The organism is Sulfitobacter sp. DSM 110093 (assembly GCF_022788715.1).
GTDB lineage: Bacteria > Pseudomonadota > Alphaproteobacteria > Rhodobacterales > Rhodobacteraceae > Sulfitobacter.
In genome coordinates, this window is sequence record NZ_CP085167.1 from 2089102 (window position 1) to 2101602 (window position 12501).

The 12501-nt window shown below is 60.3% G+C and carries 9 protein-coding genes; 6 read left to right on the forward strand and 3 right to left on the reverse strand.

What is annotated here, in order from left to right; translation table 11 throughout:
• Positions 1–20 precede the first annotated feature (20 nt).
• The 3 genes from DSM110093_RS10230 to DSM110093_RS10240 are packed head-to-tail and all read left to right on the forward strand — an operon-like array spanning position 21 to position 2043.
• A complete protein-coding gene (locus DSM110093_RS10230; protein WP_243264943.1) occupies positions 21–1037 on the forward strand; it encodes an MBL fold metallo-hydrolase in 1017 nt (338 codons plus the stop codon).
• A complete protein-coding gene (locus DSM110093_RS10235; protein ID WP_243264944.1) occupies positions 1034–1579 on the forward strand; it encodes a histidine phosphatase family protein in 546 nt (181 codons plus the stop codon). Before DSM110093_RS10230 ends, DSM110093_RS10235 begins: the two co-directional genes overlap by 4 nt.
• On the forward strand, positions 1576–2043 hold the full coding sequence (locus DSM110093_RS10240) for an HAD family acid phosphatase (protein ID WP_243264945.1): 468 nt from the start codon (positions 1576–1578) through the stop codon (positions 2041–2043). The genes DSM110093_RS10235 and DSM110093_RS10240 overlap by 4 nt, the downstream gene beginning before the upstream one ends.
• Before the next feature lie 153 nt (positions 2044–2196).
• On the opposite strand, the gene DSM110093_RS10245 is transcribed toward DSM110093_RS10240, so the two are convergent.
• Positions 2197–5067, reverse strand: a complete 2871-nt coding sequence (locus DSM110093_RS10245; RefSeq protein ID WP_243264946.1) for a response regulator — start codon at positions 5065–5067, stop codon at positions 2197–2199.
• Positions 5068–5490: 423 nt separating this feature from the next.
• On the opposite strand from DSM110093_RS10245, the gene DSM110093_RS10250 reads away from it, so the two are divergent.
• From DSM110093_RS10250 to DSM110093_RS10260, 3 genes are all read left to right on the forward strand, one after another.
• A complete protein-coding gene (locus DSM110093_RS10250) occupies positions 5491–6621 on the forward strand; it encodes a DNA repair exonuclease (RefSeq protein WP_243264947.1) in 1131 nt (376 codons plus the stop codon).
• Positions 6618–9218 (forward strand): chromosome segregation protein SMC, encoded by a 2601-nt coding sequence (locus tag DSM110093_RS10255; RefSeq protein ID WP_243264948.1) that lies wholly within the window; start codon positions 6618–6620, stop codon positions 9216–9218. Before DSM110093_RS10250 ends, DSM110093_RS10255 begins: the two co-directional genes overlap by 4 nt.
• A 115-nt stretch (positions 9219–9333) precedes the next feature.
• Entirely contained in the window at positions 9334–10440 is a 1107-nt protein-coding gene (locus DSM110093_RS10260) for an AI-2E family transporter (RefSeq protein WP_243264949.1), read from the forward strand.
• A 6-nt stretch (positions 10441–10446) separates the two neighbouring features.
• Here the strand turns inward: DSM110093_RS10260 and DSM110093_RS10265 are convergent, their stop codons facing one another.
• Both DSM110093_RS10265 and DSM110093_RS10270 read right to left on the reverse strand, forming a co-directional pair.
• Entirely contained in the window at positions 10447–11847 is a 1401-nt protein-coding gene (locus DSM110093_RS10265) for a TRAP transporter large permease (RefSeq protein WP_243264950.1), read from the reverse strand.
• Positions 11847–12476: a TRAP transporter small permease gene (locus DSM110093_RS10270; RefSeq protein ID WP_243264951.1), complete on the reverse strand. Its 630-nt coding sequence runs from the start codon at positions 12474–12476 to the stop codon at positions 11847–11849. Before DSM110093_RS10270 ends, DSM110093_RS10265 begins: the two co-directional genes overlap by 1 nt.
• Positions 12477–12501 lie beyond the last annotated feature (25 nt).

A 12501-nucleotide genomic window follows, 5' to 3' on the forward strand; every position in this document is an offset into this window, starting at 1 on the left:
GGGACAAAGGCCCTGCGTGCATGCAATTGACCGTGGATGATCGGATCTGGCTGCTTGATTGCGGTTTTGGCCCCGAAGCCAACGCGCATTTCGATCCTGCATGGCTTGAAGGAGCCGAGGCGGTTTTCATCACCCACGATCACATTGATCACATCGGCGGCGCGTCTCATGCGGTTGAGGCGGGCTTGCCGATCTATGCCACGGCACAAACGGCCAAAGCCTTGCCCCCTGCGGCCAATGTGCATCTGCTGCCCGAACAGGGTCAGACGGCGATCAATGGCGTCACCCTGACCACCGGGCGCAACGGCCATGCCATGGGCGGCGTCTGGTTCCACTTTGATCTGGGCGAAGGGCTGTTTTATTCCGGCGATTGGTCAGAGGAATCCGATTGGTTCACCTTTGATGTGCCACCCCCTGCGGCGACCGCGATTTTGGACTGCTCGTATCACCTTGATGACGTGCCACAGTCGGATCGGTTCGAGGCGCTGAATGCCCTGTTGGATAGGGTTGACGGTCAGGTGCTTTTGCCTGTCCCCCCCTCTGGCCGCGCGGGCGAAATGGCGCTGCATCTAGTCCGGCGCTATGGCTGTGAAAGCGTGATGCTCGACCCTGAATGCCAAGACACGCTGCGCGGAGCACTCAGCAGCGGTGCCGTCAGCGCCGACGCACATCTGATCGCCCCGCTGTTGGACCGCGGCCCGATGGAGCAGGCACGGTTTCTGATCTGCGACACGCCTAATGCCGATGGCGGCGCTGCTTGGGGCTATGTACGGGCATGGCACGAAAGCGGGCGTCTGGGGCGCGACGCGCATGTCGTGTTCACCGGCCATATGACCGCCCATGCGCGGGGCATTTGCAGCGTGCCGGGCGGGTATTTCCAACGTTGGAACGTCCACCCGCCGCTGCGTGATCAGGTGAAGATGTTAAAGCGCCTCGGTGCCAAACGCTTTGCCCCCGCGTTCTGCACACAGCCCGAAGATTACCTCATTGAAGGGCTCGATGCTGAAGTGTTCTTTCACGACCGGGTGCGCCTATGACCGCCACGACTTTACCATCCCGCAGCTTTTGCCTGATCCGTCACGGCGAGACGACGGCAAACGCAGACGAGATCATCGCCGGGGTAACGGATGTACCGCTCACCCAGTTGGGCCGCGATCAGGCGCACGCCCTATCACATAGGATGTGGCCAGAACCGATAGCGATCTACGCCAGCCCGATGTCACGCGCCCAGCACAGCGCAGAACTCGCCTTTCCGGGCCGAGCGGTTGAGCTAAACGACGGCTTGCGCGAGCGCGACTGGGGGGTGTTCGAAGGGCAACCCTTGAGCGAACAACCCGTCAGAGAAGCCACGCCAGACCAAGGCGAAAGCTGGCCCGACATGCTGATGCGCGTGCACACAACGATCCTAGAGATTTGCGCGGCGTCTCGGGCAGCATTGCCTGTTTTGGTATGCCACTCCGGCATCATCCGCGCCGCGCGCGTGCTCTGGACAACAGGCGATGTGGGCCAACGCCCCCCCAACGCAATACCGCTTTTGTTTGAAAAAACAGGCGAACAAATGATGGAGAAGACCCTATGACCCAAGCAGCAGAAGCGACCCCATGTGTGGTTTTCGATGTCGATGGCACCCTTGCCGAATTCGACGCAGAGCGGCTGGGCCATCTTGTTCATGGCGTCGAAAAGCACTGGGATGACTTTCACCTTGCAATGGCAGATGCCGCACTGATTGGCCCAGTCGCAAAATTGATGCGCCGGTTGAAAGAAAGCGGTGAGACCATTCTGATTTGCTCTGGACGACCAAAGGGCTGGGCTGACCATACGATCGCATGGCTGCGCAAACACGACCTGCCCTTCGACGGCATATACCTCCGCGCCGAAGATCAAGACGAAGCCACCGACCCCGAAGTAAAGCGCCGCGCACTAAACGAGATGAACGCGGACGGTTTCGAGCCTTGGCTGGTGATCGACGACCGGAGTTCTGTGGTCGACGCATGGCGCGGCGAAGGGCTGGTGTGCCTACAATGTGCGCCGGGGGACTTTTGAAAGGGTGAGAAGTCGGGACCTTTTGCTCAGCGTTTAGGTCCCCCCTTCTGTCTCCTCCTACGCATGGTTCTTTCGATCAGTTCGCTTAAGAGGGTAACGAGATCGAAAGTTCGATGTGAACCAGATGTGCTGCACCCCCTCAACAACGTAGCACTACATCGCGTCGGCCACTTCCGTTTGAGGCAAAATCCCCAAACTCGCAAAAGCGCGGGCAAGGTCGCGGTCTCCAAAAGGCTTTTGCACAACGGCGCAGCGGCCCAAAGTCTTGGCGACGGGTACTTCGGCTTGGCCCGTGGCAAAGATGATCGGCATATCGGGATGCTGCTTGCGCACGCGGGTGGCGACCTCTTCGCCAGAGATATCAGGCAGGCCCACGTCAATTAGCAACACGTCAAACTGTTCCGTTTCCAGCTTGTCCAATGTCTCCTGACCAAAGGCGGTTTCGGTCACCTCCGTGCCCAAGCCTTGCAGTATATCGGCCAGATCAAGCCGGATCAGCGCGTCATCCTCGCAAAGCAGCACATGGCAGGCATTGTTAGGCCGCTCTTCACCACGCGCGGTTGCAGCCGCTGGCACAGAAGAGAGCGCATCGCGCACCTTGATCGCCAAAGCATCCTTGGTGAAAGGCTTGGCAAGGAACTGCACCCCGGCATCGACTTTGCCATCGCGCACAATTGAATCGCGCGAATAGCCTGAGATGAATAGGATGGGCAGATCGGGCCGTTCGGCTTGAAGGGTTTCGGCCATATCGCGGCTGCTTAGCTCACCGGGCATCACCACATCAGAGACCAGAAGGTCGAACTTTGGCTCTTGCCGCACGGTTTTCAGCGCGGCGGACGGGTCTTCGGCGGTGCGGACTTGATACCCCAGATCAGACAGCAAGGCAGCTGTGGCATCGCGCACCTCGGCGTCATCTTCGACCAACAGTACCGTCTCGGTCCCGCCGGCGATATCAGATGGGTCATGCCATTGCACAGGCTCTGCCGCGGACTCTGCGCGTGGCAGCAACAGCACCACAGAGGTGCCGATGTCGGGTCGACTGTTAATTGTGACCCGCCCACCCGATTGCCGTGCAAATCCATAGACTGTGGACAGCCCCAGCCCGGTGCCTTTACCCACGGGCTTGGTGGTAAAGAATGGGTCAAAGACTTTGGGCAATGTTTCAGCAGGAATGCCGGGCCCGTGGTCGATGACTTTAACCTCGACGTAATCGCCGGCCACCATGTCAGGCTCTCCCAACAGGTCTTTGGGACCGAAATGGCGGTTCGCGATTGCGATCTTCAACTTGCCGCGCCCCTCCATCGCGTCGCGTGCGTTTATCAAAAGGTTCAGCACGGCGTTCTGGGTGCTGGCGGCGTCGACATAGGCGGGCCAAAGCGCGTCGGCTGCGTCAATTTCGACCGTCATCCCTTCGCCCAAGGCGCTGCGGATGATGTCATCGATATCGGTCAACAGATCGCGCAAATCGATTGATCGGGGTTGCAGCGGCTGACGGCGGCTGAAGGCCAGCAGTTGCGATGACAGCGACGCCCCGCGTTCGACCGCCCGCATGGCAGCATCTATCCGCCCGCGTGCGGGGGCCTCAGCGGGGAGTTCACGCGTGGCCATCGTTAGGCTGCCGGTCATAACTTGCAGCAAGTTATTGAAATCATGAGCAATGCCTCCGGCAAGATTACCGACTGCCTCGACCCGCTGGCTTTGCGCCAAACGGTCATGAAGCTCTTCCAACTCGCGGTTGCGCTTCTCCACCCGTTCTTCCAGCGTGCTGTTCAGATTGGCGAGTTCGCGCGCCATCTCTTTCTGCTCGTGGATATCTGAGTTTGTCCCGACCCAGCGCAATAGATTGCCCTGCGCATCCATAATCGGCGCTGCCCGCACCAGATGCCAGCAATAGGCCCCATCCGCGCGGCGCAGACGGAACTCTGTCTCATAGATGGTTTCGGATCTGATCGCGTCGGCCCAAGTCGCGATTGAGGCCGCGCGGTCATCGGGGTGTATGATACTCGGCCAAGCGTCCCCCACCAAGCTGCCTTTTTCCGCCCCGGAATAGGCATAAAGCTGTTCGCTGATCCAATCCAAATGCCCGTCGGCCGTAGCAGTCCAGACATGCACAGGCATGGTATGCGCCATGGTCCGAAAGCGTTCTTCCGCTTCGCGTAGATGCGTTTCAGCCATCTTTTGGGCCGTGACATCATGGCCTTGGACCATAATGCCGATGGTTTCGCCGCGCACATTGTCGAGCGGCTGGAACACAAAGTCCACAAAGGCGCGTTCTGGCGGACCCTCGGCGCTGCGTTGTAACCACGCTTCGGCCCCGCGTTGGGTTACGGCCTTGCCGCTGCGGTAAACCTCATCAAGCATTTCGGAAAAGCCTTGCCCCCTGAGTTCCGGCAAGGCCTCGTTCAGTGGTTTGCCAATCAAATCACGCTGACCGACCAGTTTCATATAGGCCGCATTGGCTGTGCGGAACACATGGTTCGGCCCCATCAGGGTGACCATGAAGTTCGGCGCTTGTTCAAAGATCATCTTGAAAAGACTAATGCCTGAATCAAGCTCAAGGTTCTGGCGTGTGACCAGATGGGCGCGGCGCAGCACATCTGTTTGGGCCAAATTTGAATTTCCATCCGACAGCGCTTCGGCGCTATAGATGTCGGTGATGTCTTGCGTGTGCTGCAAGATGAACTCAACCTCGCCGCCAGCGCCTAAAATCGGGGTATGCGTCGCGCTCCAATAGCGGTCTTCGCTTTTGCCATCAGCGTCGGAAATCGGATAGGGGATGACAGGAAGGTGGTCTGCGATACCATCGCGGAACACGCGTCCAAAAGACCCGCGCAACATACGTCCTGACTCGCTGTCTGGGTCAGAGGGGAATTCTTCGGTCAGGATCTTGCCAAATAGCTTCTCTGCCTGACGGTCTGTGACCTGTAGATAAGCATCATTCGCCCAAACCACCCGCAGTTCATGATCCAGCAGCACGAAGGGCGAAGGCGCGGCTTGGAGAATTTTTTCAAAATCGTGGTTCATCGCGTGTAAATCTACGTTTCTAAATAGGAAATATGGGTTGGAGACCGTTGCTACGCATTCAATCCTGCTTTGTTGTGGCAGGCAAGAACCCTTGTCAGCCCGCGCGCCGAGAGTGGCACAGACCAATGACAATGCCGCTTCGACGGCTTTTGGGTGGCGTTATGCATATCATCAAAGCTCAAATACATTCGGATGATGGCAAGGTAAATCCATTGCCTTTTGAACGCGGGTCAATGTCATATAGCCCGAATGCAGGACCGCACCAGCCTTCGATACGCATTTTACAACGTCTTGAACTCCGCGCTCAGTTTGCGATGAATAGATCGGGGAGATCCTCTGCCCTTTGCTGCCCCGCATTTGAAAAACCTTTGCCATTCGCCGCATATTGGCAGAGTGCTGCCCTAAGCAATTCAGGACAACCGTATGACATTCCGCTTCATCCACGCGTCTGATCTGCACATCGGGCGCAAATTCGCGAATATCCCGCAGCCACCCGATGGCAATATTCGCGGGCGTTTGATGGAAGCACGGCATGGGGCGATCACAAAGCTTGCCCAAGCCGCCCGTGATCGCGGTGCCGCGCATGTCTTGCTGGCAGGGGATACATTCGATACCGCCACCCCCTCGCCCGCCGTGGTGCGGCAGGCCCTGACCGCAATGGGCGAAGCGCCAGAGGTGACATGGTGGATCCTGCCCGGCAACCACGACAATCTGCGCGATGCCGAACCCCTGTGGGATGTGATCGGCCGTGACGCACCCACCAACCTGCGCGCCCTGACCGATGCTGCCGCTATTGAAATGGCCGAGGGCATCACGCTGCTGCCCTGCCCCGTGGCTTATCGCGCCGGGGCCAGTGATCCAAGCGCACCCCTAGATCATATGCAGAGCCCCGAAGGCCACATAAGGATCGGCTTGGCCCATGGTGGGGTCACAGATTTCACCGAAAGCGGCGACGCAATTGCGCCCGACCGGGATCGCCGCGCGGGTTTGGACTATCTTGCGCTTGGCGACTGGCACGGGCGCATGGCGGTGTCTGAACGGGTGCACTATTGCGGCACGCCCGAACAGGATCGGTTCAAACATGGGCAACGTGGTGTCTGTCTTGCCGTCGATATCGCAGGCCCTGGGACCGTACCAAAGGTCGAAGAAATAGAAACCGGGAGTTTTCTTTGGTCAGAGGCCGAGCTTGCGCTCCACCCGAGGCAAGACGCCGCTGCGGCCCTGAACGCCCTGTTGCCCACGACGGGCCGCCGGGATCACCTGCTGCGCGTCACGGCGCGTGGCTGGGCGGGCCTGCCGGATCGCGCCGACCTTGCCCGCGCAGCCGAAACCTGCGCCCCGGATTTCGCGCATTTCGATCTGGTGACAGATGCGCTGGCCACCCAATATGAGGCGGGCGACCTTGATGAGATCGACCGCGGTGGCGCGTTGCGTCTGGCCGCAGAAGCACTGGTGTCCGAAGCGGAATCAGAAATCCTTTCGCAAGCAGAGCGTGACGTCGCCGCCGATGCGCTTGCCCGGTTGCATGCCTATGTGCAGGGGGCAAAAACATGAAAATTCGCGCCATCACCCTCAATAACGTGCGCCGTTTCACCGACCCTGCGCAGGTGGTGGGCATCGGCGACGGTATCAATGTGCTGAGCGAGCCGAATGAACACGGCAAATCCACGCTCTTTGATGCGATACAGGCACTATTTTTCAAACCCTATGGCTCGCGCGACAAAGACGTCGCTGCGTTGCGCCCCCATGCGGGCGGCGCACCAGAGGTGACCGTTGAGGTCGAAACCGACGAGGAGCGTTTTTCGATTTTTAAGCGCTGGTTTCAAAAACCTCTCGCCACTGTCCACCGCAGCGGCACCCTGATTGCGCAGGCAGACGAAGCCGAGGCATGGATTGCGCAGCTTTTGGGCGGCGATGCGGGCGGACCATCGGGGTTGATCTGGGTGCGCCAAGGGATGACCGCGCTTACTGGCGGCTCCGGCAAAGAAGAGAAACTGGCGCTGGAGGCCCGCCGTGATCTAATGACCTCGGTCGGAGCCGAGGTAGAGGCGATGACCGGCGGGCGGCGCATGGACAAAGCCTTGGCCCAATGCCGGGACGAGCTTGCGCATTATGCCACTGCTACGGGGCGTCCCCGCACAGGCGGGCCGTGGAAAGAGGCGCAAGATCAGGTTGAGGAACTCAGCGCCGAACACGATCACCTTTCTAGCACTGCGCGAGAGTTGCATGACGCCTTGGCCGAACGGCAGCGTGCCCGCCGCGCCTTGGCCGAGTTGGAAGCCCCCGATGTCGTAGAAGAGCGCCGCCAAAAACTTGAAGTGACGCGTGCCGCCCATGCCGCAGCCGCACGTCACGCCGAAGAGGTCGAAACCCTCGCTCGCGCCGTGGACCTTGCCCGGCTTAACGCCGAAAGCGCCACCACGCGGCTGGACAGCTACCGCGCCGCTGAGGCAGAACAAAAAGCCGCCCTCGCAGAAGAAACCCGTGCCCGACACGCGACCGACGCCGCGCGTTCTGCGTTGGCGGAGCGACGCAGCGCAATTGAGGCCGCTGAACTATCCGCACAAGAGGCCCGCACCGCCCTAATAACGGCCGAAGACCAGCGCAGGCGCGCTCAACGTGCAATCGCCGCACGCGAAGGAGCAGACCACCGCCGCGCGTTAGAGGCACGGATCAAAGAGACCGAAGAGGCGCGCCGCCGGATGGAGACCGCAGCAGCCGCTGCCCACTCCGGCCCCGATACTGCCGCCCTGCAACGGCTTGAAGCCCTGTCTGCCGAACTTTCCGCCAGCCGCGCCGCCCGCGATGCGACCGCCACCCAAGTGATCGTGCATTATGCGTCCGGCAGCTCGGGCGTGATCCACGGCGATGACGGCCCCCTAGCCGATGGGACGGCCCTGCCCCTGCCGCGCAGCACGACGCTGCGGATCGATGGGGTCGGCAGTTTGGAAATCCACCCTGCTGCATCCGGGCAAGAGGACGGCTCGGTTGAGGCCGCAACGGCGAAATTGCAAACCGCCCTCGATCAAATCGGCGCGGCTGATCTTACCGAGGCCCGCGCCGCCACCGCCGCCCGCGCCGAAGCTGCCGCGCGACAAGGGGAAGCAAAGGCCGTGTTGGCCAGCCTCGCGCCCAACGGCATTGATGCGCTGCACCAAGAGCTTGCCTCCATTCCGACCCCAACAACCGAAACCGACGCACCCGATGTTGAAACAGCCGAAAATGCCCTGCAAACCGCGCAGACCCACCACGAGGCCTGCCGCATAATCCGAGAAACAGCAGCCGAAGCGCTGGCCGATGCCAAGGCCGACGCCGCGCGCAGTGACGCGCTGCTAACCTCGCTTACCGACCGCCTGCAGCGCGCAGAGACACAGCAGGCCAAACTGGGTGACGTCGCCGAAGAAGACCTTGCCACCCAAACCGTCACCACTGCGGCAGCGCTAGAGGCTGCTCGGCTTGCCCATGCCGAAAAGGCAAAAGACGCACCCGATGCGGCCAGCCTTCAGGCCGCCCTTACCCGTGCGGAATCAGTAGAAACGCAAGCCCGCGATGAGATTGCCCGCCTGCGCCCCCTGCTCGCCCGGCTCAGCGAACGGATCACCCGGGCATCCGGCGACGCGGTAGAAGAGCGACTGGCGGAGACCCAAGAGCAATTGCAGGCCGCAGAAGATAAACTTGCACGGATTACGCATGAGGTCGCCGTGCTCACCCGGCTAGAGACCGCCTTGCAAGATGCGCGCAACGAGGCACGCGAGCGGTATTTCACCCCCATTGTCAAAGAACTCAAACCCTTGCTGCAACTGCTTTGGCCGGACGCCGAACTGACGTGGGGCGAAGAATCTCTGCTGCCTCATGCCCTAATCCGTGGAGGGCGGGAGGAGCCGATTGATGTTCTTTCCGGCGGCACACAGGAACAGGTGGCGCTGCTGGTGCGGCTTGCCTTTGCCCGGATGCTGGCCCGCGCGGGGCGCATCGTGCCGGTGATCTTGGATGATGCGCTGGTCTTTACCGATGACGACCGGATTGAGCGGATGTTCGACGCGCTTCACCGACAAGCGGGCGATATGCAGATCATCGTACTGACCTGTCGACAGCGGGCGTTTCGTGCGCTCGGGGGGCAGGCTTTGCGCCTGCAAATGGTCAAGGAATAGTCCCCCAGCCTACTGCCCGCGCAACCGGAGCGTTTATTATTAGGGTCGAATGAACCTTTCCTTTTGTCACGCGTTGCCTTGATAGCACCTGCGCAGGGCATTTGGGGGGAAGACTTTGAGCGATATCGCCGCGATCAGACGGCTGTTGGAAGTGTTGGTACTCATCGCCCTCTTCGTAACTGCCTATTTCGCCAAGGATCTACTGCTGCCGATCTTGCTTGGCTTCCTCCTCGCTCTCACACTCAGCCCGTTGATCCGCTCGCTGGAAAGACTTGGCATCGCGGCCCCGCTGGGTGCAGTGCTGTTGATTGGCTTTGTCGGGTTGATCATCTTCCTGTTGGCAGGGCTCTCGGCGGGTACTGTCGCCACTTGGGCCGATGAGATTCCATCTTTAGGGAATGAAATCCGACGCAAGCTACAGGGCTGGGTTCAAACGGTGGAAAACGTCCGCTCGGCGACCGAACAGGTGGAACAGATCACCACAGAAAACGGCGGCGGCAGCCCCGACGAGGTGGTGATGAAGCAGCCGGGTCTGCTGAACAACGCCATGAACACCGGTGCGCGGATCGGTGGCACAGTGGCCGTGGCCTTGGTATTGGCCCTGTTCTTGCTGGCCTCTGGCGATATGTTCTACCTCAAGCTTGTGCAGTCTTTCCAAACATTCACGGGCAAGAAACGCGCATTGAAAGCGGTCTATGACGTTGAGCGCCGCGTCTCGCGCTACTTGTTAACCATCACAGTCATCAACGCAGGTTTGGGCATCTCTGTCGGGCTTTACCTTTTCGCGCTTGGCCTTCCGGTGCCTTATGTCTGGGGCATGGCGGCATTCTTGCTGAACTTCCTGCCCTATATCGGCGGCGTAATCGGTGCCGTGCTGGTTGGCGCCTATGCCATTGCTACATTTGACAGCGTTGGCTACGCGATCCTTGCCCCAATTGGGTATCAAATCCTAACCGGGATCGAAGGCCAGTTCGTCACCCCCTACCTCGTGGGTCGACGGCTAGAGATTAACACGGTTGCCGTGTTCCTTACCGTGGTCTTTTGGGGCTGGCTGTGGGGGATTGCGGGCGCACTGGTGGCGGTGCCCTTCCTCGTGGTGTTCAAGGTGATCTGTGAGAATGTCACAGCCCTTAATATGGTCGGGAATTTTCTGGATAAATCCAACCCCGAACTTGGCGCATCCGCGGCAGATGAAACCGCCGCGGACAAGCCTGTTGCTTAAGCCTGCCTAGCCCGCGAGGGACGGCAGCCAGAGCACGATCTGCGGGAAGGCCACCAGCAAGCCAATGGTCACCGCGTCAGCAACGAAGAAGGGCATCACACCGCGGAACACGTCCTGCACGCTGAGGTCGGGGCGCACGCCCGCGACGACAAAGCAGTTGAGGCCGATGGGCGGCGTGATCAAACAGAACTCCGCCATCTTCACCACCAGAATACCGAACCAGATCGCGCACATCGGGCCGGACATGCCAAAGGCACTGTCCGCCGCCGAGACGAATTCGCCCCCGTTGAGCGCCATCACCGCCGGGTAAACCACGGGCAGCGTCAGCAGCAACATTCCGATCGCATCCATGAACATGCCCAAAACGGCATAGGCCAGCAGGATGCAGATCAGGATCAGCATCGGCGAGGTTTCGAGCGATGAAATCCAATCGGCGAATGCGCCCGGCAGATCGGCAAAGCCCAAGAAGCGTACATAGATCAAGACGCCCCAGATGATGGTGAAGATCATCACTGTCAGCTTGGCCGTCTCCAACAGCGCGTCCTTCAACTCCGCCAAACGCATCCCACGGAAGACCGCCATGCAGAAGACGATAAAGGCCCCCACGGCGCCGCCTTCTGTCGGGGTGCCCCATGCATCGCCAAAGGGGTTGTAGACGAAGAAGATGATGATCACGACCACCGCGACAATCGGCAGCGCGGCAGGCAACGAGGCAAAGCGTTCACGCCATGTGAAGCCGGTCACCGGCGGGCCGACGTTCTTCCAGATCATGGCGATGCCGATGATCAACACCGCATAGACCACCGCCGAAAAGGCACCGGGGATAAAGCCCGCCAACAGCAGCTTGCCCACGTCCTGCTCAACAATGATCGCATAGATCACCAAGATCGCCGAGGGCGGGATCAGCGAGGCCAGCGTGCCCCCAGCTGCCACGACACCCGCCGCGAATTGCTTGTTATAGCCGATCTTGAGCATTTCGGGAATGGCGATCCGTGCGAAAACCGCAGCCGTCGCAACCGAAGCACCCGACACGGCCGCAAAACCTGCTGTGGCAAAAACGGTCGAAACCGCCAAACCGCCCGGCACCCAAGCGAACCAACGTTTCGCTGCCTCAAAGATCGCTTTGGTCAGACCTGCGTAATAGGCCAGAAAGCCGATCAGAATGAAGGTGGGGATCAGTGAGAGTGTCTGGCTTGATACTTTCGAGTGCGGCACCTGCCCGGCGGTCTTGATTGCCACGGTCAGCGCCCAGCCAAGCTGGTCCCACTCCATGCCCTTCTTGGCCCAGAAAATCCAGATAAGGCCGATAAGCCCGGCCATGGCGGCGGCAAAGGCCACCCGCATGCCAAGCACCACCATAAGCAGCATGCCGCCCGAGACCCAAAGGCCGATTTCAATAGGATCCATCAGTCACGTCCATCCAGTTGTTCGGCCTCGGCCATTGCTTGTTCCGCCGCCGATTGCACCAGCGGCACGGCCACGGGGCGTTCCAGCCCCAACACTAAGGCCCGGCCATAGCCCCAGATTTGCAGGCAAAGCCGCAAGGAGATCACGGCAAAGGCCAGCGGCACCACCAGTTTGCTGGGCCAGATCGGCAGGCCGATGTCGATCGAGCTGTCGCGGCTCCACATCGGGGCGGCCATATCAAAGCTGCGGTCGAAATGCGCCCAAGCGCCCCATGTGAGCGCCAGCATCAAGAGCAGGATCAGCACCACCGACAGCAGTTCCGCCGCCCAAAGCGCACGGCCCTTCAACTGCCCAATCAGGATGTCCATGCGCACATGCCCGCCCATACGTTGGGTATAGGCAATGCCCATAATGGCGATGAAGGGCATCGCCGCTTCGATCCAGTCGACATAGCCCGCCAGTGGCGTGGAAAAGAACTTGCGCCCCCCCACGGACCAAACGGCCAGCACCATCAACATGAAAACGGCAATCCCCGAGATCAGGGCAAAGATGGTCTCTAGCTTCAGCAGGCCCCGGTCGAGGCGGCTGAGGAGGCTGCTGTCCTCCAGCACGGCGGATGATCCGGCCATCGGCTCTCCTTTTCAGAAAGTCTGT

Coding starts and splice junctions, on each gene's coding strand:
- DSM110093_RS10235 (WP_243264944.1), top strand. CDS start 1,034: ATGACCGCCACGACTTTACCATCCCGCAGCTTTTGCCTGATCCGTCAC.
- DSM110093_RS10270 (WP_243264951.1), bottom strand. CDS start 12,476: ATGGCCGGATCATCCGCCGTGCTGGAGGACAGCAGCCTCCTCAGCCGC.
- DSM110093_RS10255 (WP_243264948.1), top strand. CDS start 6,618: ATGAAAATTCGCGCCATCACCCTCAATAACGTGCGCCGTTTCACCGAC.
- DSM110093_RS10250 (WP_243264947.1), top strand. CDS start 5,491: ATGACATTCCGCTTCATCCACGCGTCTGATCTGCACATCGGGCGCAAA.
- DSM110093_RS10265 (WP_243264950.1), bottom strand. CDS start 11,847: ATGGATCCTATTGAAATCGGCCTTTGGGTCTCGGGCGGCATGCTGCTT.
- DSM110093_RS10230 (WP_243264943.1), top strand. CDS start 21: ATGCAATTGACCGTGGATGATCGGATCTGGCTGCTTGATTGCGGTTTT.
- DSM110093_RS10245 (WP_243264946.1), bottom strand. CDS start 5,067: ATGAACCACGATTTTGAAAAAATTCTCCAAGCCGCGCCTTCGCCCTTC.
- DSM110093_RS10240 (WP_243264945.1), top strand. CDS start 1,576: ATGACCCAAGCAGCAGAAGCGACCCCATGTGTGGTTTTCGATGTCGAT.